A 22,924-nucleotide genomic window follows, 5' to 3' on the forward strand; every position below is an offset into this window, starting at 1 on the left:
TCCGGTTCGGTACTTGTCAGCAGGTGGTGTGTGCCGTGATCGAGCAGGCCGACGCTGACCCTGGAGTTCCCACGCGCGGACGAACTCGGGGCTGACTTCCTGGAGTTCGGCGATGATACGGGTGGCTCGGGCGACGTCGCTGCCGGCCGTCAACGCGGCTCGCAGACGGGCCGCCTGGGTGCGGGTGTGGCGCGGGCGGTCTTCTTCGGCGAAGTACAGGCGTTCGACAGGGTCGGTGAACCAGCGGTAGTAGCCGCTGCGGGCCAGGCCCGTATGGCGGGTCTGGTCGCCGAGCAGGGCGGTGGCGATCGGGTTCATCGCGAGGGTCTCGGCCATGTCGGTCAGCACCAGGGCTGGGGTGTCGTCGTTCAGGCGTTCCAGGACCCGCAGGAGGGCCGGGCTGACGTGCTCGCTGTGCTGGAAGCGGGCCGGAGCGTTGTGGCCGACGAGGGCGAAGAGGTGGTCGCGTTCGTCCGGGGTCAGGCGCAGGGCCCTGGCGAGGGCGGTGGTGATCTGGACGGAAGGCTGCGGGGCGCGCTGCTGTTCCAGGCGGGCGTAGTAGTCGGTGGACATGCCGGCGAGCTGGGCGACCTCCTCGCGGCGCAGCCCCTGGGTGCGCCGGCGTCGGCCCTCCAGCAGTCCCACGTCGGCGGGGCGCAGCGTCTCGCGCCGCCGGCGCAGGAACTGCGCCAGCTCTTTCTTCTCCATGCCCTTGCCCATGTCCCCCATGGTCGCCGTTGTGCGTCGGCCCAGCCAGAGACCGCCGATCCATGGATAAATCCCTCCCCTCCCGCCTTGGCGCAGGCGCTCCTACGGTCGGGGCTGCGGGCGCTCACCGGCCCGCAGCCAGCGAAGGAGAGCACCCCCATGAAGATGACCGGCAACACGATCCTGATCACCGGTGGCACCTCGGGCATCGGACTCGGCCTGGCGCTGCGTCTGCACGAGGCGGGCAACAAAGTGGTCGTCGCGGGCCGCCGCAAGGAGCTGCTCGACGAGATCACGGCCGAGCACCCGGGCATCGACGCGCTCGTCCTCGACGTCACGGACCCCGACTCGATCGCCCGGGTCCGTGAGACGGTGGCGGCGAGCTACCCCGAGCTGAACATCCTGGTCAACAACGCGGGCATCATGCTGTGGGAGAACCTCCTCGACCCCGCCTCTCTCCCGGTCGCCGAGGACCACGTCACGGTCAACCTGCTCGGCACGATCCGGATGACGTACGCCTTCCTCCCCCTGCTGGTCGGCAAGGACGACGCGGTCGTCATGAACGTCACCTCGTCGCTGGCCTTCGTGCCGCTGGCGGGCACTCCGACCTACGGCGCGACCAAGGCCGCACTGCACTCCTTCACCGAGAGCCTGCGCGTGCAGCTCGCCAGCAGCAGCGTCCAGGTGATCGAGGTGGTCCCGCCAGGCGTGCGCACCACCCTCCTCGGTCAGCAGGACGACGAGAGGTCCATGCCGCTGGAGGACTACCTCACCGAGACCATGGACCTTCTGCGCAAGAAGCCCGACGTCGGAGAGATCGTCGGCGAGCGTGCCAGGTTCTTTCGTGACGCGGTGGCGAACGGTACCTACAACGACGTCCTGGCCATGCTCAGCGACTACCGCTGAGCGTCACACCGAATTGACGAATGGTCCGCACGCCGGGCGTCCGCGGCGGCGAAGTTCGTTGGACCAGTCTCGGACGGGTTGGCGAGGGTGAGGTTGTCCCCGCGGCTCACGGATCTGCAGGAGCATGGCGCACCCGGTCGCTGCGGTGTCGAGGCCGGCCGGGCTGCCCAAGGGGGGGAAGATGTCGTGGACGCGGGCGGCGACCTTCGGCTGCAGCAGTGTGATCGCGAACGCCGTCTTCCACACCACCGGCTGCCGCGTTCGCGAACTGCCCATCACAGCACAGGCCCTGTGCTGAACACCCGGGTGCCCCTCCGGCCGTCCGGCAGTGGCTGAGCGGGCCGCCGCCGGGCATCCAGGGCCGTCGCCGTGCCCAACCTCCCCCAGACGACACGGCGACGGCCCGCCCATACTCTTCATCCGCCCGCCGTCTCGCACGCAGAGTCCGCCATGCTGAACCTCGCAGACACCCCGTCCGCGTCGTGCCGTGAAGCCCGCCCCTCAGCCCTCGCCACCGTCGTGCAGTCAGTGGCAGCGTGCCCTTTTCTCCCTGCACGGCGCTCGCCGACGGCGAGGCGGTCGCCAGTGTCTCCAGCGGCTACGTGCAAGGAGCCGTCTACGACCTGGCCGGCACATCCTTCGGGCGGCGGACCTGTACGTGCCCGCTTCGGTTGTTCCGACGACGCCTCCGCCGGCCTGCCCTGCGGAGGCGAGATCGACGTCCTGGCCAGCGCGTTGAGCCCCCGGTGCTGCCCGCCTGACCGTCGCCCTGGAAGGGGCTGCCAGCGGAGGGCCGGCGCGCCCCGCCCCCGCCCCAAGCGCGGCACGGTGGTGCGGCGTGGCTGACGCGACTCGCTGGGCTGTCGGCCCGACCCCAGTCCAGTGCCTGCCCCTGCGCGGTGTACTCCTCCACCACCACATCACTCGTCCAGGTCACTTCGGCGGGCCACTTCAGCAGCGTATGCGGCGTTGGACGATCTCTTCGACCAGCTTGTAGCGGTTGAGGTACTGATGCCGAGAAGGCGGTTAACGACTGCGGCTGGGACTTCGGCGGTCAGGTCGCGGATAGCAGCCGTGCGGCTGGGCAGGGACCGGATACCCAGCCGCTTGAGTCGGGCAGCGAGGGGGATGGGGCTGAGGTGTTGGCCCGGACGGATTCCGGGGAAGAGCCAAGGAGCGTCGATCTGCCCGATCTGGCCGTCACGGCGGCGATCAGCCGCGATCTGCTGAAGAAGGTTGCCCAGTTCGGGAGATAGCTCAAGGGGCTCCTTGCCGAGGCGCAAGAGGACGCTCTTCTCGCGGACGACAACGTGATCGGCAGTGAGAGGGCGGTTCGTGAGTCTTTGAGGAAATGCCGTCAGGCGATCGCCCGGCGGTGTTCGTCCGCGAACTGCGACAGCCGCACAGGAGGGTCCGCACGTCGAGACGCCATGCGTCGTCAACCACGGTCGGGGGTCGGGCTCAGCCGCACGACAGGGATGTCCCGGTCGGCCTTGCGCTGCATGGCGGCGTCGCTGCCGTAGGCGGCGACCAGCTTCGGCCACACCTCCTTCTTCTTCTCCGAGGACAAGATGGCGGCCCGCATGGGACCTCCTCGCCACCGAGGTTCAGACGCATTTCAGGGTTGGCGGCGACGTTGCGCAGCCATGACGGGTGGTTTGCCGCGCCGGTGATCGTGCGGGTCAGCAGCCGGTCGACGGCTGCGGGGCCTGCGCGGGCGGTTCCGGGGCTCGGTGGCGCGGATCGTCTCGGCGAGTCAGAGCCAGTGGGTGTCGTGGCGCAGGAAGAACTCGGCCTTCTCGTCCTCCGTCAACTCGCCGAGGCCGGCGAGCCCCTCGAAGTACGCCTCGCGCGGCGCTCCAGGCGCGAACAGCAGAAGCATGGAGGCGGGCTGACCGGAATCATTTCGGAAGGCGTGCACGCCGCCCTCGGATACGTAGAGGAAGTCGCCCGGTGTCGCGTCGATCCAGTGGTTGCCGTTGAACAGCCGTACTGTGCCGGCGAGTATGAAGAACGACTCCGAGATGGATCGGTGGTAGTGCGGTGCCGGGCCGCTGGGGGCACCGGTGAAGTCCCATCGGTACAGGCCGAATTGGCCATGGCTGCTGGCGCCGGTGGCGAGGTAACTCGCGGCGCCGGCCTTCATCGGCAGCTCAGGCGGTTGCCGGGCGACTCGGTAGGCGGCGCTGGTCCTGCCACCGGTGCCGTGATATTGAGCGGGCGGGTACGACATCGACTTCTCCTCTTGTTCGATGCGGCCTGCGTTCGGCCGGTCAACTCGGCTCGCCTGTTGTCTGCGGGATTCTCCTGGGGAAGCTGTGGGCTGGGGGGCTACCGCGTCCGGTCCAGACCGTTGAGGAAGGCGATCAGCTGATCGTTCACCTCGTGGGGCCGCTCTTGTTGGGTCCAGTGGCCGCAGCCGGGCAGGATGACGATCGCGCGTAGATCCGTGAGCTGGGCCTTCATCGGTTCCAGCGTGCCGAGCCGGTAGGCGGAGTCCATGTCGCCGGTGATGTAGACGGCGGGCTGGGTGATGGTGCCGGTGCCGAGCTCGGGCACGTCCGACCAGTCGGCGTCGATGCTGCGGTAGCGGTTGAAGGTGCCGGTGAAGCCGGTGCGCTCGTACTCCGCCGTGTAATGGCTCAAGTCGGCCTCGCTCAGCCAGTACGGCAGCCGGTCCGGCTTCGGAAGCGCGTCGAGGAATCCGGCACCCTCCGGGGTGCCCGTGAGCCATGTCGGCACCAGATCCGGGTCGGCGTCGCCGGACTGTGCGGCGAACACTCGCAGCAGCGTGTCGCGCACATCCGCCTCCAGCTCCCGTTCCGGGATGTGCGGCTGCTGGAAGTAGGTCACGACGTTGAATTTGCCCTGGCGGTAGGCGGCCAGTGCCTGCGTGAGCGGCATCGGCGGCCTGGGGTGGTACGGCACACCGAGCGCGGCGATGGCTCTCACTCGCTCCGGGTGCGCCTCGGCCAGCGCCCATGCCAGCAGTGCGCCTTGATCGTGACCGGCGACTACTGCTTCGGCCACCTCCAGCGCGTCCATCAGGCCGGTGATGTCGGCCATCATCGTGCGCATGCCGTACGCCTCCACCTCCGCGGGGGCGTCGGTGCGTCCGTGACCGCGGATATCGGGGGCGATGGCCCGATACCCGGCTGCCGCCAGGGCAGTCAGCTGATGCCGCCAGGAGTACGCGAGCTCCGGAAAGCCGTGCAGCAGTACGACCGCAGGCCCCTCCCCAGCCTCCGCCAGATGCATGCCGATGCCGTTGACCATGAGTGTGCGCTGGGCGATTTCTGACATATCGAGCTTCCTGGTTCGTCAAACGCAATTGCATGTGTGGGGCTGCCGTTCCCCGAAGCGTCTTCATCACATCCGGCCGGTCCGCGGTCACGGGGAGGGCGAGGAGGCGACACCCAGGTGGAACGTCTCCGTCGGTGGCACCCGGCTGCCTCGTAGGTGGCGAGCGTGGTCCCGGCCTTCTCCCAGAGGCGGCGCGGCCTCTCCCGCACCCCTCCCTCGTGGTTCAGTCGGTTCCACTTTGGCCCGGGGTGGGTGATTCCTCGGGGGTGAGCGGTGCGCGAGGGCGGTGCATGCGGTCGGGCCTGATCCATCGGTAGCCGGGGTGGATTCCGGGGCTGAGTCCCTGCTGCGCCGCCATGCGATGGAGCAGCGCGCGCAACTGCTCGTGCTCGTCGGGGGTCAGTGCCTGGCAGGTCTGCTGCTCGTGAGCTGTGGCGACCTCTCTGAGCTCGGACAACAGCGTGACGCCCTCGTCGGTCAGGTGCAGTGCGTACAAGCGCCGGTCGCTGGGATTCCTGCGGCGCTCGATCAACCCGCGTTCCTCCAGCTCGTCGGCGAACGGGACGAAGCGGCTCGGCGGCATCCCGAGTTGGTCGGCGATTTCGCGCTGGCTGCGCCCTGGAGTGCTGGCCAGCAGGCGCAAGACCCCTGCCTGTGCGGGGGTCAGATCGAGCCCGGCGATCCGTTCCGCGAATCGGGCGGCCGCGTGCGCTCCGAGCTGGGCCAGCAGGAAGGCCGCACCTCCCTCGGGCCTGGACCCGCCATCCTCACGATTCGTACTCATGGTGACACCATAGCTCCTTGACAATCGTTTTGCTTTGTAATCATTATCGCGAGTATAGAAACGGCCGAGGAGCAACCCATGACCACCGCCCCTGCCTCGCAGCCCCCCGAAACCGCCGCACGCCGCCGGCAGTCAGGCCCGCCCCTGCTGGCCCCGTCCTGGCATTCGCCGTGCTGACCGTCGCGTACGTCGTCGCCAACCGCTCCACCCCGCACCCCGAGGCCTCGGGCCTCGCGGTCCTGGACTACGCCCAGGCGCACGGCACCACAATCAAGGTCGGTGCCTTCCTGCTGTTCTCCTCCGCGGTGCCCCTGGCGATCTCGACAGCTGTGCTCTACCGCCGGCTGCGCGCGCTAGGCATCGCCGCGCCAGGTTCGGCGATCACCCTGGTCGGAGGGGTACTGGCCGCAGGCGCACTGACGGTCAGCGCCATGTTCGCCTGGACCGCAGGCCGACTGCCCGCGGACGCGAGTTTCGGTCTCGCACGCGCCCTGGCCGACCTGTCGTTCCTGTCCAGCGGCCCCGCGTACGTGGTGATGTTCACCTTGCTCATCGCCGGAGTCTCCGTGCCGGGCCTGCTGGTCGGCCTGCTGCCGCGTGCCGTGGCGTGGAGCGGACTGGTGCTCGCCGCCGTCGGGATGGTCTCCACGCTCACCCTGCTGGCATTCGGCTTCAGCTATCTCCTTCCCGTCGTGCGCTTCGGCGGCACCGTGTGGCTGGTGGTCGTCGCAGTCCTGATACCGCAGACCCGCCGCACGCCGCACCGGTAAAGACCCGCACGGGCCCCTACCGCCGCCCGCCTACAAGGAGCCCCTCACATGCTCAGCAACTACCCGGACCTGCAGGGCAAGACCGCCGTCGTCACCGGCGGATCACGCGGCATCGGCGCGCGTACCGCGCGGGCCTTCGCTGCCCAGGGCGCCGCGATCTGCGCGGTCGGACGAGACCAAGAGGCCCTGGACGCGGTCATCGCCGACATCACCGACCGGGGCGGAACGGCCCTCGCCGTCGTCGCCGACGTCACCGACTCGGCAGCGCTCAACCGCGTGCGCCGACAGGCCGAGTCCCACCTCGGCCCGGTCGACATCCTCGCCGCCTTCGCCGGAGGCCAGGGACACCCCACCGCCCCCACGGAACTGACCGAACAGCGCTGGCACGAGGTCCTCGACTCCGACCTGACCTCCGCGTTCCTGACCATCCAGGCGTTCCTACCGGGCATGCTCGAACGCGGCCGCGGCTCGATCATCACCATGTCCTCGGCCGCCGGCCGCCAGCCCAGCCAGGCCAACCTCGCCTACGGCGTCGCCAATGCCGGACTGGTCATGCTCACCCGGCACCTGGCCGCCGAGATCGGCCCCCGCGGAGTCCGCGTCAACTCCATCGCGCCGTCGTCCATCCGCACCGAGAAGGTCGAAGCCAATATGCCGGCCGACATCCAGCAGAAGATCGCGGCCATGCATCCGCTCGGCCGCATGGGTACGACCGAAGACGTCGCCCAGACAGCCCTGTTCCTCGCATCCGACGCCGCCGCCTGGCCGACCGGCCTCACGGTGGACGTCACCGGCGGCCGCATCACCAACTGAGGCATGCTGGCGCACGCCGCCGACAGCCAGGAAGCAGTAACCGGCGCCGCAGCCAGCACCCCTGCCTCAAGCATCACTTGGAAACGGACATCAATCCACGAACCGCCCTCTGAGTGGGCATTTAGAGATGGTCTGCGCCGGTAAGTGACTTTCACGGCCGTCATGTTTGAGTTGTTTGCCCTATACGCACACCCTCGTGCTCATCGAGCTGCGGACTCGGTAGCCCGTTTGCTCCGGTTCTTGTGCGCGAAGTCCGTCTGGTTTGAAGATCGGCCGGAATCGCCCAGCAGTAGCGGAACAGCACCGTCCGCCACATCCATGATCACGCTACGGCGTGAGCCGGCGGAAGCCGTACCCCAGTGACCTGTCCGACGCCCGATGGGCCTTAATCGAGCCGACGTTGACGGCCTGGAGCAAGGCCCGGCTCGACCGCAGGCCCACCGGGCAGCCGGCCAAAGTCGACCTCCGCGACGTATTCAACGCACTCCTCTACATCAACCGCACCGGAATCCCCTGGAAATACCTTCCGCACGACTTCCCCCACCACGGCACTGTCTACGCCTATTACGCCGCCTGGCGCGACGAGGGAATCCTCACCCAACTCAACTACGACCTGACCGGCCTGGCCCGCGTGAAGGAAGGACGCAAGCCCGAGCCGACCGCTTCCGTGATCGACACCCAGAGCGTGAAAACCTCCACCAATGTGCCCCTGGCCAGCCAGGGAACCGACGCCGCCAAGAAGATAGTCGGCAGGAAACGGGGCATCCTCACCGACACGATCGGACTCATCCTGGCCGTGACCGTCACCGCGGCGAGCCTGTCCGAGAACGCCGTCGGAATCCGGCTCCTCGACCAGGCCAAGAAGGCCTACCCGACCATCTCCAAGAGTTGGGTCGACACCGGCTTCAAGAACGCCGTCATCGAACACGGCGCCCGCCTCGGAATCGACGTCGAAGTCGTCAACAGAAACCCCGGAGTTCGTGGCTTTCACGTTGTCAAAAGGCGCTGGGTCGTTGAGCGGAGTATTGGTTGGATCATGCTGCACCGGCGCCTCGCCCGAGACTACGAGACCCTGCCCGCCAGCTCCGAGGCCATGATCCACGTCGCCTCGATCGACAACCTCACCAAGCGCATAACGGACGAGACGACACCCACCTGGCGAGGAACTTACTAGGAGATAAAGGGCAATCCACCTAGATCAAACGCCCTCTGAGAGCTCAGTGCTCATGTCGGCCGTGGACGACCGTTCCGCCTGACCAATTCCCTGCCAGGGAACCGGCGTGCAATGGTCGCCCGTGGGGGTGGCCGATGGTTGCCACGCCCGGTTCCCGGAGACCGCCGCGGAGGCGCCCGGGCCGGGCCGACGGTGCCGGCCCCGTAGTCTTAACTCGGACACCAGGGAACAAGTGACCCGCCGGTAGCTTTCAGGGCTTCGCGATGGTGGTTTCCTTCGGCTGGCGGGGCAGGTCCGGCCGACCACCGTGCACAATCTGAACGTGGCCAATCAGAGGACACCTCCCGAGGTAGGCATCTCAGTCCGTGAGGCCGAGGTCCTTGCCGCACTCGGTGAACATCTGACCAACGCCGAGATCGGCGCTCGGTTGTTCATCTCTATCCGCACCGTTGAAAGTCATGTCTCCTCGTTGCTGCGCAAGTTACAGGTGGACGATCGCCGTGCCCTGGCTGCTGTATCGGCGAACCTGCTCTCTGATCCGGAGGGTGCGCCGGCCGCAGTCGCGGCGCTGCCCTCGCCGTTGACGCCGTTTGTCGGGCGGGTGGCCGAGCGGGCGGCGCTGACCAAAGCGCTGCGCGAGCATCGGCTGGTCACGGCTGTGGGACCGGGCGGGGTCGGCAAGACCCGCCTGGCCCTGAGCGTCGCTGCGGAGGCGAACGATCGGTTCGCCGACGGCGTTTGGTACGTCAACCTGGTACCCGTAAGCGACCCATTGGTGATCGCGGCGGCGATTGCGGACGCGCTGGGCCTCGGGGAGAGTGCGGGCCGCTCAGCGACGGACAACGTCCTGGGCTGGACGGCCGGCCGGGAAACGCTGCTCGTGCTGGACAACTGCGAGCACCTGCTGGACGGCGTGGTGGTCCTGCTGGAACGGCTACTGGCCGGCAGCCCCCGGCTGGCGGTGCTCGCCACCAGCCGGGCCAGGTTGCTGGTGCCCTTCGAATGGGTGTTTGCGGTGCCCGGGATGTCCGTCGAAGCCGACGACAGCGGCCCCGGTGACGCGGTCGAGCTGTTTGTCGGGCGGGCCTCGGCCGGCGGGAGCCTGCTGACGTCCGACGACAACAAGCGCATCGCCGCCGTCTGCCGGTGCCTGGACGGCATGGCGCTGGCGATAGAACTGGCCGCTGCCCGGCACGCGTCGCTCGGACTTGACGGGCTCGAAGCCGGGTTGGCCGACCGGCTGCGGCTGCTGACCGGCGGACCACGAATCGATGACCGGCACCGTTCGTTGCGCTCAACGCTCGACTGGAGTTACGCGCTGCTGGCCCAACCCGATCAGGCGGTGCTGCGCCGGATCTCGGTTTTCGCCGGCCCGTTCACCGCCGGCGCTGCGGCAACGGTTCTGGCCGGTTGGCCACCGGAGCCGGCCGGCTCCATGGCGACCATCCTGGCCGGGCTCGCCGACCAGAGCTTGCTGATCGCGATCGCGGAGCCGAGTGGAACTCGCTACCGCGCCTTGGAAACGATCCGTCAGTACGGCGCAGATCGGCTCGAAGACGCCGGCGAGTCGGACCAGGCACTCTCGCGCCACCTCAATTGGTGTCTGGATGAAAGCGCTGATCTCCAGGTCACCTCCCGCGAGCTCGCCGGTTCCTGGCGAGGGGCGTTCGATCGGGTCGCCGACGAGTTGCGAGGTGCCCTGGCCTGGGCGGCCGGCAATGCTGAATACCGTCCCGAGGGGTACCGGTTGGCGATCGGGTTGGCCGAGCTGGCCTTCACCCGGGGCATGCCCGGGGAGTCGCAGCGGCGCTACGAGCAGGCGGCCGAGCTCGCCGCGGACGACTTGAGGGCCGCCGGCGCCTTGCGCTGTGCGGCAGGTGCCGCCGAGTCTCGGCATTTCGGCAACGACGCGCTGCGGCTGCGCAGGGCTGCGGCCGACGCAGCGATACGAGCGGGTGATCGGGTTGGCGCGGCTGGTGACCTCGCCCGGAATGCCGAGTTCATCAACCGCGCCCCGGGGCTGATCGAGACCGAGCCCGCGGCCGGAGAGGTGGAGGCGCTGATCGCCGAGGCGTGGACGCTGGCCGACAGCGACCTGGCTGCGCAGGCGCGCCTGCTCACCGCCGAGGCGTGCAACGGCGCGATCGCCGATCCGGCCACCCTCGAGCTCATCGAGCGCGCGCTCACGCTGGCCCGCCGCATCGATGACCCACTGATCGAGAGCGCCGCGCTCGACCAGCTCACTGCGGTGCAGCTGGGCCGCGGCGAGGTCCGAGCCGCGGCGGCCAGCGCGATGCGGCGCACCGAGCTGCTGGCCCCGCTGCAGGTGACGGCCACGACCGGGTTTGAGTTCTTCGACGGGTTCGGCATGGCCGACCATTGCGCCGTCGCCGTCGGTGACCTACGAGCCGCGAGGAGATATGCCGAGCGCCTGCGGGATCTGCCGTTCTACCGTGAGGAGGGCCACTTGGCGACCAGGCGGATGCTCGTCGTCACGGCGCTCGCGGGCGACTGGGACGAGACGATCACGCTGGCGGAGCGTTTCCGCGAGGGGTGGGGCCGGGCCGGCCGGCCGCGTGCGGGCAATCTCAGGAGCGCCGCGTATGCGGCCGCGACGGTCCACGGACTGCGCGGGGACGACGACGCCCGTGCTGTGTGGCTGGACATCATCGACGCCCTCGGGACGCCTGGCCGCTCGCCGTCACCGCTTCGGTACGGCGAATTTTTCGACGCCTTGCTCCTGCTGCACCGCGGTCTGCCCCAGCAGGCGGTGCAGGTGTTACACACGCCTCCGGGGCAGTTGACGGACTGGTACGACAGCGTGTGGCGTACCTGGTACGCCGCCGTGTGGGCCGAGGCAGCAGCCCTCAGCGGGCACCAGGACGCCGCCGCTCGCATTCAGCGCGCGCGCCTGGTGACGGTGGGAAACCCGATCGCCACCGCCATCGTCGACCGAGCGGCGGTCTTGGCCACAGGAGACGTCGGCCGCGACGGTTTGACCGCCGCGGCCGCTGCCCTGGAGGGTGCCGGCTGCCGCTACCAATGGGCCCGGGCGCTCGTCTTCCTCGGCGGGGCGCAACGAGCACGTGGCGAGTCCGAGCTGGCGAGGATGGGTGCGACGGCTATGGCCTGGCCTCCACAATGATGTTGAACGGGGTCTTGGTCGCCCGCCGCACGTGGCTGAACCCGGCCTCGCGCAGCACGGCGGCCAGTCGGCGTTCACCGGCCTGCGCACCCAGTCCCAGTCCGACTTCCTGGGCCGGCGAGCCTGGCGTGCAGATCACCGTGGACGGGCCGTCATAGGTTCGTCCGACCTGGTTCAGGTTCTGCTCCAGTACGTCGCCGGCGTTCGGCTGGACCAGCAACAGCGTGCCGTCCGGTGCTGGAGCGGTCGTGCTCTGCCCAGCCGACGCCCGCGCCGGTGCGGAATGCGTCGACGAATACCTCGTGGCCGGCGTAGCACGACGCGATGGTCTCGAAGGTGCTGCCGAGGACGATCGGGCTGTCTTCGTTCGCGACGACCATGGCCTGTTCCGCCGGTTCATAGGTGCCGCCGCCAGCCGGGTTGTAGACGACATAGCCGCTGGCTGCCTGGTTGCCGAGCCACGCACGGACATGGCGCTCAGTGGTATCGACGCATTGCGCCAGCACGGACGAGGTGATCGGCCCGGCGCCGGTCATCGCCTTGTAAAGGCCCAGCCGGTCGCCGATGTGCAGCAGCCGGGAGATGGCTGCCCTCATGTCAAGCACCGCCTGTCCGACGAACGCTTCGAGTTTCGCCTCGTCGATCGTCGCGGCGACGGTTGCTGTGGTCATTGGTGTCCACGCTCTTGGGTGCAGGTCCCCCGATGGATCTGCGTGAAGGAGCGTGCTCGCATGCCTGGGTGCAGCGCATCGGTGCCGAGCACGGATGCCACCACGCAATCCTCGGGTCCGTGACGGGCACGGATGTCTGATAGCCCGCTCTGGCTCAGGGTTGGCACCAGCCACAAACGGTCGCTGGTTGAGCACCCTCGAAGGAGCATTGAAGATGATCCCACACCACGCCGTTGCCGCCCTGGCAGCCGCTCAGCGCACCAACATACCAGCGCCAGGCGCGAGCCTCATGGCTGGCTGAGCACGCTCTTCGCCATCGGCAACGGACTCGCGCTTCGGCTACCCGACGGTCGCCGCTGCGCCAGTTCCAAGGACTGCTGTCCACACCACCCGAGCCGCCGGCAGCCATGACCACGACTGACGTCAGGGGCTCTGTCCACAATCGGGCTCCCAGCAGCGGACGGCGGGCACGTTGACGCCCACACCGCCGGGATCGTCCGGGATTCCCTACCCATTCCGCCGCCGCGCAACGCTCATCAGCAGACCGACCGAAGCCACGGCTGCCGCCACCGGACGTAGCGCAACTGCGGCGCGCATGGACCCAGGCCAGACCCACCGGCCCGTTCGGTCCAGACCAATAGAGAGAAGGCATCGTGAAGGCACGCAGCAAGATCTTCGGGACGCTGGTGATGGCCGCATCGGCCGGCGCCTTGAACATTCGTTCAATGGGCGCGGGCCAGGCTCACGGCATAGTTCGCCGCGGCTTTGGACGTAGAGGGCCTGGTAGACGGTCTCGTGGACCACGTGCATCTCCGGCCGGTCGGGAAATTGTGTCCGCAGAGCCTGGTAGATCTGCTCCGGGCTCCACCGCTTGTCCATCGCCCAGTACCGCTGAGCGGACCGGTGAGCGACTGGTCGGTCCCGGTGAAACAGACTGTCGACCAGTCGCTGACGGCCCCGGCTGGTGCCTTTCGCGGTATCCACCGCAGCCGGGGCGCCGCGCATGTCAAGAAGGGGGAATCATGGAACAACCATCGAATGTGGCACACCACCAGATGCCCGGGAGGATGGCCACCTGGCTACGGAGGCGGGCAGGCCGGTGGGCGCGGTCGCCCAAGGCCGGGGTGCTGGTTGTGGTGGCGCTGCTGGCGACCGCCTTCGCCGTGACACCCGCGCACGCGGACGACCCGGGGCTGAACTGCGCGCTCACTGCGACCGCCTCGATCACGGTCGCGCCATCACCAGTGGTGTTCGGGCAGAACGCCCAAGTGCAGTGGAGCGCCGACGGCGTGAACTGCACCTCCGAGAACGCGTTGCAGATCAGCGGACCGGGCTTCAACCCGTCGACGGAGATCTTCCCGGTCGCCGGCGGTTCGCGGTCGGTGTTCATCGGCTTCACCGGCACCGCCACCTGGGACGTGACCGTGCTCGACCTGTCGTCGGACACCGGGTTTTCCAGGCACCTGGCATCCGTCACGGCCTCGGTCACCGGAGTCACCTTCGTCCCGGACCTGACCGGCGGCACCCAGACTCAGGCCAGGCAGGCGCTGTTGAACGCGGGATACAGGCTCGGCGGCGTGGGCAGTGCCGTCGACTGCGACAACGTACAAAGGGTGAGCAGGCAGAACCCCACCGCGGGCACCCCTCTGGTACGGGGGTCCTCGGTGTCGATCACGATCGGCAGGAAGCCCACGCCACCCCAACAGTGCATGTGACGGATCAGCTGCCCTCCACAAGCGCCGGGACCGCGGAACTCGCGGTCCCGGCGCAGGCGTGTAGGGCCGCCTATGGTGCGCATGCGTCTCGCCGGAGCGGAGACACGGAGCTCGCCCCGGGGTGTCGACGAGCTGCAAACGGATTGTGGACGGCCCTGGCGGAGGTGTTTCCTGAAACCCGCCATCAGCGGTGCTGGGTTCACAAAACGGCCAATGTGCTCAACGCCCCGAAGTCGGCCCAGCCCGGCGCGCGCAAGGCGCTGCAGGACATCTACAACGCCGAGGACCGCGAGCACGCGGTCACGGCCGTCGCCGCGTTCGACAAGACCTACGGCACGAAGTGGCCCAAGGCCGTCAAGAAGATCACCGACGATGTCGACGAGCTGCTGGCGTTCTACGACTTCCCGGCCGAGCACTGGGTTCACCTGCGCACGACGAATCCCATTGAATCGACCTTCGCGACGGTACGGCTGCGGACCAAGGTCACCAACGGCGCCGGCAGTGCCGCCGCCGCGCTTGCCATGGTTTTCAAGCTCGTCGAGTCCGCCCAGGCCCGCTGGCGAGCAGTCAACGCACCCCACCTCGTTGCCCTCGTGCGAGCCGGGGCCCGCTTCGAACGCGGCCACCTCGTCGAACGCCCCGAGACTCACGCAGCCTGAACAACCTCAACCGACCCACAGGTGTCCTCTGGACCTCGCGTATGTGTCGTGTGTGCCCCGACGCGGCGTGTGGCAGAGCGGCAGTCATCGGGTGTGGTGGCCGGCGTCGTGGCGGTCGGCCTCGGGGAGGGCGCCGCCTGGGGTTTCGGCTGCTTCGGCGTCGGCGATCCTCCCGCGCAGCATGAGGTCCATCACCGCCATGAACCGCTGCGTCCGCGGCCGGCCGAGTACGAAGGGGTTGACTCCGTCGGGCCGGTTCCGAAGCTGCTCGGCGCGTTGGAGACCGCGGTCGTTGGGGTGGTTGGACAGTTCCACGTCCACGTTCGCCTGCCGGATCCGGTCCCGGAAGGAGTGGATGGACGCCAGGTAGGTGCGTAGCTCCGTGAGTGCGGTGGGCGGGTTCATGCCGCCCCACAGCATGGCTGTGTGGCGCTCGCAGCCCGCCCGCACCGGGATGATCGGCGAGACGGTGCCCGAGGTGTGGCCCGGGGTGTAGTGCAGTTGGATTGTCGTCCCGCCGAGCGTGAGCTGTTGCCCGTCCGCGATCTCCAGGTCCCGGGTGGGGGCATTGTCCGGACGGGTTCGGGCGATGAGGTCCCAGTCGGCCGGCGTCATCAGGACACGTGCTCCGTAGCGGTCGGCGAGGTACTGTGCGCCGCCGAAATGGTCATCGTGGCCGTGGGTGACGACGACGTACTTGATCGTCTCCGGATCGGCTCCCAGCTCGCGCAACCCGGGAACGAGAATGCTCTCGGCCTCCGCGGGGGAGGTGAGCGCGTCGATCAGTACGATCCCGTCGTCGGTCAGCACCGCCATGGCGGAGATCCATCCCGCGCTCAGAAAGGCCAGGTTGTCGAAGATCTTCAGCGGCTCCGGCGCGGGCGGGCGGGGAAAGTCGATGTCAGGGGTCAGAGCCCTCACGAGGGCGAGGAGGACCGGATCGCTCCCGGCCAGCCTGCGGGCACGGTCGTAGTAATCCTGTGCTTCCGCTCCGACGGCCACGGCCGGTGAGGTGAGGGCGACCGAGCCGGCACCGGCAGCGAGTCCGAGGGCGGCGAGTTGGCCGAAGCGACGCCTGGACAGGTGGCCGGCTAAGTCGTCGTGTCCGGGGAAATGGGTCATGGCAGTCTCCTGGTTACCGTTCTGACACGTGAGCCGAATCGGGATCACGATAGGCGAAGGAGCCGAGTCGACGTTCGCCACCGTGCGGTTGCAGACCAAGGGTGCTGGCAGCCGGGCCGCCGGGCTGGCCATGGTCTTCAAGCTGGTCGAGTCGGCCCAGGCCCGCTGGCTGGCCGTGAACACACCCCACCTCGTTGCCCTGGTCCGTGCCGGGGCCGATTCGAACGCGGCACCTCGTCGAACGCCCCGAGACCCTCGCGGCGTGAGCAGCCTCAGCTGATCCGCAGAAGCCGGAGGGTGGGGGGGGATCTCAGGCGCTCGCGCGCCGTGGCGATCAAGGCGATGAGTGACGATTATCCGGTCTACGCGTGCGTGTCGCCGTCCATGCCCCCACCTTGGCGTCTCCCCCTACGGGAGACTCAAGCTCCTATGCCTGCCAGCAGCCGACCACTCCTCATCCACAAGTCTTGACAATTCCTCTTCTTGAATCCGTGGAAAACCTCACTGGCCGCGGATGTCATCGTGCTTCTTCGCCGCTTCCAGATGCTGCCTTTCGCCGCGCTACGGCGATACCGCCCGCAATGAGACCGACCGCGGCGAAGAGCACGGCGGACTGCCAAAGTGGCCAGTCGAAAAGTCCAGCCGCAGTGGCAACAACTCCTACGAGGCAGGTAAGAGCAGCGCAACTGACCAAGATCGCCAGGGTGTTCGGACTCTTTCGTTCCACGAGTTCTCTCCTCAGAAGAAGCTCCCGACTGCTCCACCAATCAGGCCGCCCCACATACCGTTCTCTCGCTCCGCTTGCGTTCCGCCTGCAATGGCGGCGCCAGCAGCGCCGCCCCCTGCGCCCCAAAGCGCGCCGGTGACGACAGCGGCGCCAACACATGCGGCGCCGCCAGTACCGATACATGCAGCACCAACTGCTGCTGCGCCGAGTCCGCCGGCCGCTGTGCCAGCGGCAACGCCCACCGCATCAGCTACTGAAGGGCCTGTTGCGAAAGTGGCGCGGTCGCCCGAAGGGCGGCCACGCGGCAGGCGCCGCTTCGTATCAGGCTCCGAAGGACCGCTGTCCCTGCGAGCCGTGGGCCGCGAGCGGAAGACTGCGCAGCGACAGTGCGCTCGGCGCTGGCAGCGCTCCGTGGGCCGCCTCAGCGCGGAACGACTGGAGCAAGTACGCCACCAGACGCCGGGACGCCGCACGGTCACCCGGCAATGCGGTGACCAGACCGCAGTGGGACAACAGGGCCACGGCAAAGTCGGAGGGGTGGAAGTCGGCCCGCAGCACGCCCGCCGCCTGAGCCCTGCGGACCAGGGTCATGAAGTCCTGCTCGGCCTGTTCCCGTACCCGCGCGTGTTCTCGCGTGCTGTCCGGAAAGGCCGCGACGAACGCGGCCGGGAAGCCTCGTTCCTCCCGTTGCAGTTCGCAGACCGTCTCGACCAGTCGCTGGAAGCCCTGCCACGGATCGGGGTCGGCCAGCGCCTCGGTGAGCGCCCGAGCACAGGTGTCCATCTGGTGCGCGAACGCGGCCCGCACCAGGGCGTCCCGCGTCGGGAAACGCCGGTACAGCGTCGCCACGCCGACCCCAGCCCGCCGGGCCACGGTCGCCATGGGCGCGTCGATGCCGTGTTCGGCGAAGACCACGCGGGCGGCCGAGAGGATGCGCTGGCGGTTGCGCCGGGCGTCCGCCCGCAGACTGTCCTGCCCCGCGATCCGAGAGGATTCCCCCACCGCTGTCTCTCACCTCCGGTCAAATGGACGATCTCGTCCGCTTACCAGCCTACGCTCGGCGCCACGATCCCCCCCCCCGTACGGCCACTGGTGGCGAAGGTGAGAACACAACGATGGACGACCGCACGATGAAAGCCGTACTGTTCGACCGCTTCGGCGGCCCCGAGGTGCTGTATGTGGGCCGGGTGCCACGTCCCGGACCGGCCCCCGGCGAGGTCCTCGTGCGCGTGCGCGCGTTCAGCGTGAACGGCGGCGAACGGGCGGCCCGTTCCGGTCGGGTCCGCCTCCTCACCGGCCGGAAGTTCCCGCAGCGCATCGGGCTGGACTTCACTGGCGAGATCGCCGCACTCGGCACCGGCGCGACCGGCGTAGCGGTCGGCGACCAGGTGTGGGGCGTCCTGGGCCGCAGCTCCGGATTCGGCAGCGCCGCCGAGTACGTGACGGTACGGCCCGAGCGGCTCGGCCGGGTCCCGGACGGACTGGACCTCGTGGCCGCCGCCGCGCTGCCGGTGGCCACCACGGCCGTCACGGCCCTCCGCGACAAGGCCGCACTGCGCCCCGGCGAACGGCTGCTTGTACGGGGCGCGGCGGGCGGCGTCGGCAACGCCGCCGTCCAACTGGGACAGGCGTACGGTGCCGAGGTCACGGCCCTGGCCCGGGCCGCCAACCTCGACTTCGTCCGTACGCTCGGTGCCCACCACGCCGTCGATCACCGGACCGTGTCCCCTGCGGAACTGGGACTGTTCGACGTGGTCCTCGACACGGCGGGCACCGACCTGCGTACCGTACGGCGGATGCTGAAGCCGGGCGGACGCATGGTCACCATCGCCTTCGACCTGACGCGGCCCGCCGCCTCGCTGGGCTACATCGCGGCCAGCGCCGTCCACGGACGCGGCCGGGTGCGCTTCTTCAGCGGCAACCCCGAACGTGCGCTCTTCGACGACCTCGCCCGCCAGGTGACAGAGGGGAAGCTGCGGCCGGCGGTGGACACGGTCTTCCCGCTGGAAGAGACAGCGGCCGCACACCGGGCGCTGGAGGCGGGCGGGGTGCGGGGCAAGTACGTGGTCAGGGTCGACTAGGGTTTGTTGGGAAGGTGCTGGTCACAGCCGCTCGTTGAGGACTGCGGCCAACACGGTCGCCTCGTAGCGGACGGCGAGCTTGTCGTATCTCGTGGCCACGGCCCAGTGGCGCTTGAGGCGGTTGATCCCGCACTCGGCGGCATGCCGCTCGCGGTAGTCGGTTTTGTCGAACTTCGGCGGCCGACCGCCTCGGGCACCGAGCTTCTGGCGGTTGCGGACGCGGTCGGCGGGGACCGGGATGGTCGCCTTGATCCCGCGTCTGCGCAGGTAGGCCCGGCTGCGGCGGGAGTCGTACGCTTTGTCGGCCCGCACCCGGTCCGGCCATCTGCGGGGCCTGCCCGGACCAAGGCGAGGTACCCGGATGGCTTCCAGGACCGGCTCGAATTGCGGCAAGTCACCCCGCTGGCCGGCTGTGATCACGACGCTCAGCGGCTTCTGCCCCTGCTCGACGGCCAGGTGGATCTTGGTGGTCAGGCCGCCTCGGGAACGTCCGAGACCATGGTCGGCCGGCTCAACGGCAATGCCGCCGGGCGGTTCCTTTTGCAGATCCCCTTTTTCGAGGCCCCGGCGGCGTGCTGGTGGGCCCGGCAGATGGTGGAGTCGATATTCACGTCCCAGGTGATCAGGCCCTTCGCGTCCGCCTGAGCTTGGAGCTGAGTGACGAACCTGGCCCAGGTGCCATCGCGCTGCCAGCGCCGGAACAGGTCGTAGACCCGTTCCCAGGGCCCGTAGCGTTCCGGCACATCACGCCAGCGAGCACCGGTACGGGTCCGCCACCGGATCCCGTCTATCAGCTGCCGTCGCGTCCACACCGGCGGACGGCCCGCCTTGATGCCCTGCGGCAACAACGGCTCAAGCCGGGCCCACTGTCCATTCGTCAGATCACCACGCCCCCACAGGGCGTGATCATCCACGACCAAGATCCACTTTCGCAACAGACCCTAGCCTTCGTCGGCACACCCGCACCCACAGCCAGAACGGTTCTACGGCTGACGCCCGCGGACATGCCCCACCCCTCGACCGGTCGTTCCGAAGCCACCTATGTGCTTATCGCCATGCCAAAAGACAGAGGGAGTGCAGCGAGGGGACAACGGGTCGAATTGTTTCGAAGGCGGGAAGCGAGGGCCCATACAGTCGGTGGCGCCGTACGGGCCACTCGGCCCTACTTCGATTCCAGGGACTCCTCGAATGCCCGTTCCCCGTCCCAGGGCACCTCATCGCAGGGCTCCACCGCCCCCTTGACCGCGTAGACACTTCCGGCAGGGCTGACCCGACCCGCCGGTTCTGGCTCCTCGAAGACCAGGGAGTCACCGGAACGCAGTGTGTACTCGTGCTTGGTCACCACAGAGGGGTCGCCCGACGAGGTCAGGCTCCAGCGCGGCGGGTAGATCTCACCGCGAGGCTGTGCGCAGACATAGCCGCTCCTGGGCTTGTCCACGCTCACGTTGATGCCCTCGGCCCGGAGCCGCTCGGTCAGTTCCTCCTTCTCCTCCCCGCTCAGCAGGATCTCCTCCATGCTGACCGTGACACTGCCGTCCTCGTGCCGCTCGACGGCGTACGCCTGCGCTCCCCCCGTCGACGCCGGCAGCGCCACCACGCCCCCTGCCGCGGCGACACACGCCGCGAGGGCGACCAGCGCCCGGCGACCGGTGATCGTGCGGCGGCTCACCGGCTCCGGAACCGGCGGGTCCTCGGCCCTGAGAGCGATCTCCCGCTGGAGTTCGTTCAGCAGCCGGTCCTCGAAGGTCTTCGTCGTCCTGGCGCTCATGCCTCTCCCCCTGCGTAGGTGAGTGCTGCCTGCTGCTCGCCGACTCCGGCCGCCGCCGAGCGCAGCGACCTGCGCGCCCGGTGCAGCCGCACCCGGGCGGTGACCTTGCGTATGCCCAGCGCCACGGCAGCCTCGGTGATGCTCAGCTGGTCGACGGCGACGAGTTCGATCACCGCGCGCTCGCCGTCAGGGAGCCTGTCCAGGGCAGCCAGTGCGCGACGCCCGGCCTCCTCGGCGTCGAGCTTTTCCTCCAGCCGGCCGATGTCGTCGCCTTCCAGCAGCCGGCGGCCGGCGATACGGCCCCCGAGCACGTTTTGACGCGCGCTCCTTCGGGCTTCCGCGGCCACCACGTTGCGTGCGATGCCGTACAGCCAGGCCGTCTCGCTCCCGAGGTCGGGGCGGTAGGCACGGGCGGAGTCGATCACCGCGAGGAAGGTCTCGGCGGTGAGATCGGCGACGGTGTGCGGGTCGGTGACCCGCCTGGCCATGAAGCGGGTGACGGTGTCGACATGGCGGCGATAGAAGACCTCAAAGGCGGCCGAGTCGTACATCTCTCCCGGTGGACCGCCCCGGCTTCTGCTGTCGGATGCCAAGGTGTGAACCTCCCGTTGTCCGTCCTGCTGTCACTTCTACTTGGAACAGGGAGCCGAATGCGTTACAGGACGGGCCTGCCGGGAAAGCGAAGAGGCCTTCGCCGCCAGCATCATCCTGATGCTGTTGTGGCGATACATACAGCCCTTCACCTGGAACACTCCCCTCCCGGTGGCCTGCGGGCTGATCCTTGGCCAAACCAGTGCCGCGGCACCCGCAGCGACCAGACGACGACGGCTGTGGGGCCGCGCACTCCCGGTAGCCAGCACCGCGCTGTTCCCGAAATGGGTGGTGGCCCTGGCGGCCGGGCAGCTCGGCCGCCAGGACGCGGAGCGCGACGCCGAACGGCTCGTGCGGCGGGTCGCCGTCCTCGTCCACGGCACCGAGCAGCGGAGCCAACATCATCTCCAGCGACGTGGCCGCCATCCAGTACGCACTCCGGGACCCCGAACTGAGGGACGTCATCATATGTGGCCATTCCGGTTGCACGGCCGTGTCCTTTCTCGTCGACCGCCGCAAGACCTCTCTTCCCTCAGCAGCCAAACGCTGGCTGACGACCGCGAATTCACGGGCGGCGTGTGAAAAAGCGGCAGGGAAAGGCACCCGAGGCGTACCGGGCCGACTGCAGATCGACAACGCAGCACGTGCCCACCTCACGGTGCAAATGGCCAACCTGCTGGAATACCCGACCATGGCGGAACGACGGGCCACCCACGCATTACGCCTGCACGCCTGGTTCTACAACGAGGCAGGGCAGGTCGAATCACTGCCCACGCAGGACCACCTCAGCCCCATCGCGTAGAAAGCCGGGGCGACGCCGCCGGTACCGTACGACAGCCGTCGGCAACCCGGCCCGCAGCCTTCAGTCCTCCACCATCACATCCGCGCCCTCGCCACCGAGCACCGGCTGGAACAGCCCCGTCAGCACCACCACGGCCGCGTCCAACGTCCACAGCAGGGCGGCCGGGAACATACGCGGGTGGCGCAGCGCGTAAAGGCGCACACCGCAGGCCAGGACAGCGGGCACCTGCAGAGACATCGCCAGCGGAATCTCCGCCACATCCGCCAACACGACGCCCAGCGCACCGCACAGGCAGACCACGCTGGACCGGAGCCACACCCCGTAGCGCTCGAGGGTCAGGATCAACAGGCGCTCGCTGGACCCGGGGCCGTCTATCGGCTCAGCGGCCCCGTTCCCCTCGTATCCCTCATGCTGCATAGCAGCAAGGGTGGTAGTGGCAGTCGCGCTCAAAAATCACGGCTGTGAACGAGAGGCGGTCTCGCCCGCTTCCTTGCGCGGATTCCGGTGTGCGCGGCGGCCGGTCCTTGTGGGGCGAACGACCGGCACACTCAGCGACCGGGCCGGGCTACGGTGCCTGTCGTACGGGGCCGACACCGGCAGGGGCATCCGGCATCAAGCCACTGATCTCATGAGTTCGCGCTGCTTCAGTCGCACCCGTACTCCCGTCGTGCAGGAACTCGGGCGATTCGCCCGGCAATCGGAAGGTGGAGCAAAATTGATCAGAATCCGAAGCGGGCGCGCCAAGTCGGCTACGGCCGCGGGGGCCCTTCTGGTCGGCCTCCTCGGCGGCGCTGTCGCCGGCGCGCCGTCTGCGGCCGCCGCTGCGGCTGACTCCCCTTGCAGCTACGGGGCTTACCTTTACAACAAAGTCACAAACCCCACCTCGTACAAGTACGTCCCCTACGCCACCGGCGACGGGTCCAATTGCTGGCTGGACTGGGGGATGAGCAACACGGCCGTCCGCGCCCTCCAGAAGAACCTGAATTCCTGCTACGGATACAGGCTGGCAACGGATGGGGACTTCGGAGACCTCACCGAGTCAGCGCTCGTCGCCGTTCAGAAGAAGGTGGGTGTCAGGGCGGACGGCGATTACGGTCCCAATACGCGGAATGCGATGGTGTGGGCGAACTACAGCATAGAAACCGGGGCACGGATCAGCTGCACCTGACGAACAGCCGATCCACC

General features: G+C 68.6%; 21 protein-coding genes and 5 pseudogenes. 11 read left to right on the plus strand and 15 right to left on the minus strand.

Features of this window, described 5'->3' with window-relative positions; genetic code table 11:
- Positions 1-708 (minus strand): helix-turn-helix transcriptional regulator (locus AB0I18_RS41775; RefSeq protein ID WP_363111024.1); only part of this gene is annotated, 708 nt, incomplete at its 3' end.
- Positions 709-867: 159 nt separating this feature from the next.
- On the opposite strand from AB0I18_RS41775, the gene AB0I18_RS41780 reads away from it, so the two are divergent.
- Positions 868-1,614 carry an SDR family NAD(P)-dependent oxidoreductase gene (locus AB0I18_RS41780; protein ID WP_363110996.1) on the plus strand — a complete coding sequence of 249 codons (747 nt, stop codon included), beginning with the start codon at positions 868-870 and terminating at the stop codon, positions 1,612-1,614.
- Between the two features lie 1,438 nt (positions 1,615-3,052).
- Here the strand turns inward: AB0I18_RS41780 and AB0I18_RS41785 are convergent.
- The 5 genes and pseudogenes from AB0I18_RS41785 to AB0I18_RS41805 form a co-directional block, all read right to left on the minus strand.
- Positions 3,053-3,199, minus strand: a complete 147-nt coding sequence (locus tag AB0I18_RS41785) for a hypothetical protein (RefSeq protein WP_363110997.1) — start codon at positions 3,197-3,199, stop codon at positions 3,053-3,055.
- Between the two features lie 38 nt (positions 3,200-3,237).
- Positions 3,238-3,303, minus strand: a pseudogene (locus AB0I18_RS41790) (hypothetical protein); the annotation flags it as partial.
- A gap of 67 nt (positions 3,304-3,370) precedes the next feature.
- The gene (locus tag AB0I18_RS41795) at positions 3,371-3,847 is read right to left on the minus strand and encodes a cupin domain-containing protein (protein WP_363110998.1); all 477 of its coding nucleotides are present in this window, start codon (positions 3,845-3,847) and stop codon (positions 3,371-3,373) included.
- A 98-nt stretch (positions 3,848-3,945) separates the two neighbouring features.
- On the minus strand, positions 3,946-4,917 hold the full coding sequence (locus tag AB0I18_RS41800) for an alpha/beta hydrolase (protein WP_363110999.1): 972 nt from the start codon (positions 4,915-4,917) through the stop codon (positions 3,946-3,948).
- A 223-nt stretch (positions 4,918-5,140) separates the two neighbouring features.
- On the minus strand, positions 5,141-5,701 hold the full coding sequence (locus AB0I18_RS41805) for a MarR family transcriptional regulator (RefSeq protein ID WP_363111000.1): 561 nt from the start codon (positions 5,699-5,701) through the stop codon (positions 5,141-5,143).
- Between the two features lie 170 nt (positions 5,702-5,871).
- Here AB0I18_RS41805 and AB0I18_RS41810 point away from each other — a divergent pair, with 170 nt between their 5' ends.
- The 4 genes from AB0I18_RS41810 to AB0I18_RS41825 all read left to right on the plus strand — a co-directional run bounded on the left by AB0I18_RS41810 (position 5,872) and on the right by AB0I18_RS41825 (position 11,603).
- Complete coding sequence (locus tag AB0I18_RS41810) at positions 5,872-6,471, plus strand: DUF4386 domain-containing protein (RefSeq protein WP_363111001.1); 600 nt, start codon at positions 5,872-5,874, stop codon at positions 6,469-6,471.
- Between the two features lie 48 nt (positions 6,472-6,519).
- Positions 6,520-7,284, plus strand: coding sequence for an SDR family NAD(P)-dependent oxidoreductase (locus AB0I18_RS41815; protein WP_363111002.1), 765 nt, complete (start codon positions 6,520-6,522; stop codon positions 7,282-7,284).
- Between the two features lie 334 nt (positions 7,285-7,618).
- A complete protein-coding gene (locus tag AB0I18_RS41820; protein WP_363111003.1) occupies positions 7,619-8,458 on the plus strand; it encodes an IS5 family transposase in 840 nt (279 codons plus the stop codon).
- A 322-nt stretch (positions 8,459-8,780) separates the two neighbouring features.
- Positions 8,781-11,603, plus strand: coding sequence for a LuxR C-terminal-related transcriptional regulator (locus tag AB0I18_RS41825; protein WP_363111004.1), 2,823 nt, complete (start codon positions 8,781-8,783; stop codon positions 11,601-11,603).
- Here the strand turns inward: AB0I18_RS41825 and AB0I18_RS41830 are convergent.
- From AB0I18_RS41830 to AB0I18_RS41840, 3 genes and pseudogenes are all read right to left on the minus strand, one after another.
- Positions 11,581-11,742, minus strand: coding sequence for a hypothetical protein (locus tag AB0I18_RS41830; protein WP_363111005.1), 162 nt, complete (start codon positions 11,740-11,742; stop codon positions 11,581-11,583). The genes AB0I18_RS41825 and AB0I18_RS41830 overlap by 23 nt on opposite strands.
- A 13-nt stretch (positions 11,743-11,755) precedes the next feature.
- Positions 11,756-12,274 (minus strand): hypothetical protein, encoded by a 519-nt coding sequence (locus AB0I18_RS41835; protein ID WP_363111006.1) that lies wholly within the window; start codon positions 12,272-12,274, stop codon positions 11,756-11,758.
- A gap of 741 nt (positions 12,275-13,015) precedes the next feature.
- Positions 13,016-13,144, minus strand: a pseudogene (locus tag AB0I18_RS41840) (IS30 family transposase); the annotation flags it as partial.
- Between the two features lie 152 nt (positions 13,145-13,296).
- Between AB0I18_RS41840 and AB0I18_RS41845 the strand changes: the two are divergent.
- Positions 13,297-13,989, plus strand: coding sequence for a PASTA domain-containing protein (locus AB0I18_RS41845; protein WP_363111007.1), 693 nt, complete (start codon positions 13,297-13,299; stop codon positions 13,987-13,989).
- A gap of 134 nt (positions 13,990-14,123) precedes the next feature.
- A pseudogene (locus tag AB0I18_RS41850) lies at positions 14,124-14,648 on the plus strand (transposase); the annotation flags it as partial.
- 84 nt (positions 14,649-14,732) lie between these two features.
- Here AB0I18_RS41850 and AB0I18_RS41855 read toward each other — a convergent pair.
- Positions 14,733-15,770 carry an MBL fold metallo-hydrolase gene (locus AB0I18_RS41855; RefSeq protein WP_363111008.1) on the minus strand — a complete coding sequence of 346 codons (1,038 nt, stop codon included), beginning with the start codon at positions 15,768-15,770 and terminating at the stop codon, positions 14,733-14,735.
- A 64-nt stretch (positions 15,771-15,834) separates the two neighbouring features.
- Here AB0I18_RS41855 and AB0I18_RS41860 point away from each other — a divergent pair.
- Positions 15,835-16,036 (plus strand): annotated as a pseudogene (locus tag AB0I18_RS41860) (IS256 family transposase); the annotation flags it as partial.
- A gap of 782 nt (positions 16,037-16,818) precedes the next feature.
- On the opposite strand, the gene AB0I18_RS41865 reads toward AB0I18_RS41860, so the two are convergent.
- The gene (locus tag AB0I18_RS41865; protein ID WP_363111009.1) at positions 16,819-17,499 is read right to left on the minus strand and encodes a helix-turn-helix domain-containing protein; all 681 of its coding nucleotides are present in this window, start codon (positions 17,497-17,499) and stop codon (positions 16,819-16,821) included.
- A gap of 113 nt (positions 17,500-17,612) precedes the next feature.
- Here AB0I18_RS41865 and AB0I18_RS41870 point away from each other — a divergent pair, with 113 nt between their 5' ends.
- Positions 17,613-18,578, plus strand: coding sequence for an NAD(P)-dependent alcohol dehydrogenase (locus AB0I18_RS41870; protein WP_363111010.1), 966 nt, complete (start codon positions 17,613-17,615; stop codon positions 18,576-18,578).
- A gap of 21 nt (positions 18,579-18,599) precedes the next feature.
- Here the strand turns inward: AB0I18_RS41870 and AB0I18_RS41875 are convergent.
- The 3 genes and pseudogenes from AB0I18_RS41875 to AB0I18_RS41885 form a co-directional block, all read right to left on the minus strand.
- Positions 18,600-19,477 (minus strand): annotated as a pseudogene (locus AB0I18_RS41875) (IS5 family transposase).
- Positions 19,478-19,740: 263 nt separating this feature from the next.
- Complete coding sequence (locus AB0I18_RS41880; protein WP_363111011.1) at positions 19,741-20,346, minus strand: hypothetical protein; 606 nt, start codon at positions 20,344-20,346, stop codon at positions 19,741-19,743.
- On the minus strand, positions 20,343-20,897 hold the full coding sequence (locus tag AB0I18_RS41885) for an RNA polymerase sigma factor (RefSeq protein ID WP_363111012.1): 555 nt from the start codon (positions 20,895-20,897) through the stop codon (positions 20,343-20,345). The genes AB0I18_RS41880 and AB0I18_RS41885 overlap by 4 nt, the downstream gene beginning before the upstream one ends.
- Positions 20,898-21,340: 443 nt before the next feature.
- On the opposite strand from AB0I18_RS41885, the gene AB0I18_RS41890 reads away from it, so the two are divergent.
- A complete protein-coding gene (locus tag AB0I18_RS41890; protein ID WP_363111025.1) occupies positions 21,341-21,739 on the plus strand; it encodes a carbonic anhydrase in 399 nt (132 codons plus the stop codon).
- A gap of 60 nt (positions 21,740-21,799) precedes the next feature.
- Here AB0I18_RS41890 and AB0I18_RS41895 read toward each other — a convergent pair whose 3' ends face one another.
- A complete protein-coding gene (locus AB0I18_RS41895) occupies positions 21,800-22,156 on the minus strand; it encodes a hypothetical protein (protein WP_363111013.1) in 357 nt (118 codons plus the stop codon).
- A 298-nt stretch (positions 22,157-22,454) separates the two neighbouring features.
- On the opposite strand from AB0I18_RS41895, the gene AB0I18_RS41900 reads away from it, so the two are divergent.
- Positions 22,455-22,907: a peptidoglycan-binding domain-containing protein gene (locus tag AB0I18_RS41900; protein ID WP_363111014.1), complete on the plus strand. Its 453-nt coding sequence runs from the start codon at positions 22,455-22,457 to the stop codon at positions 22,905-22,907.
- Positions 22,908-22,924: the final 17 nt, after the last annotated feature.

It is taken from the genome of Streptomyces sp. NPDC050704 (genome assembly GCF_040654355.1).
Taxonomy (GTDB): Bacteria; Actinomycetota; Actinomycetes; order Streptomycetales; family Streptomycetaceae; genus Streptomyces.

Coding starts and splice junctions, on each gene's coding strand:
- AB0I18_RS41870 (WP_363111010.1), top strand. CDS start 17,613: ATGGACGACCGCACGATGAAAGCCGTACTGTTCGACCGCTTCGGCGGC.
- AB0I18_RS41855 (WP_363111008.1), bottom strand. CDS start 15,770: ATGACCCATTTCCCCGGACACGACGACTTAGCCGGCCACCTGTCCAGG.
- AB0I18_RS41885 (WP_363111012.1), bottom strand. CDS start 20,897: ATGTACGACTCGGCCGCCTTTGAGGTCTTCTATCGCCGCCATGTCGAC.
- AB0I18_RS41880 (WP_363111011.1), bottom strand. CDS start 20,346: ATGAGCGCCAGGACGACGAAGACCTTCGAGGACCGGCTGCTGAACGAA.
- AB0I18_RS41895 (WP_363111013.1), bottom strand. CDS start 22,156: ATGCAGCATGAGGGATACGAGGGGAACGGGGCCGCTGAGCCGATAGAC.
- AB0I18_RS41785 (WP_363110997.1), bottom strand. CDS start 3,199: ATGCGGGCCGCCATCTTGTCCTCGGAGAAGAAGAAGGAGGTGTGGCCG.
- AB0I18_RS41800 (WP_363110999.1), bottom strand. CDS start 4,917: ATGTCAGAAATCGCCCAGCGCACACTCATGGTCAACGGCATCGGCATG.
- AB0I18_RS41845 (WP_363111007.1), top strand. CDS start 13,297: ATGGAACAACCATCGAATGTGGCACACCACCAGATGCCCGGGAGGATG.
- AB0I18_RS41835 (WP_363111006.1), bottom strand. CDS start 12,274: ATGACCACAGCAACCGTCGCCGCGACGATCGACGAGGCGAAACTCGAA.
- AB0I18_RS41780 (WP_363110996.1), top strand. CDS start 868: ATGAAGATGACCGGCAACACGATCCTGATCACCGGTGGCACCTCGGGC.
- AB0I18_RS41815 (WP_363111002.1), top strand. CDS start 6,520: ATGCTCAGCAACTACCCGGACCTGCAGGGCAAGACCGCCGTCGTCACC.
- AB0I18_RS41795 (WP_363110998.1), bottom strand. CDS start 3,847: ATGTCGTACCCGCCCGCTCAATATCACGGCACCGGTGGCAGGACCAGC.
- AB0I18_RS41805 (WP_363111000.1), bottom strand. CDS start 5,701: ATGAGTACGAATCGTGAGGATGGCGGGTCCAGGCCCGAGGGAGGTGCG.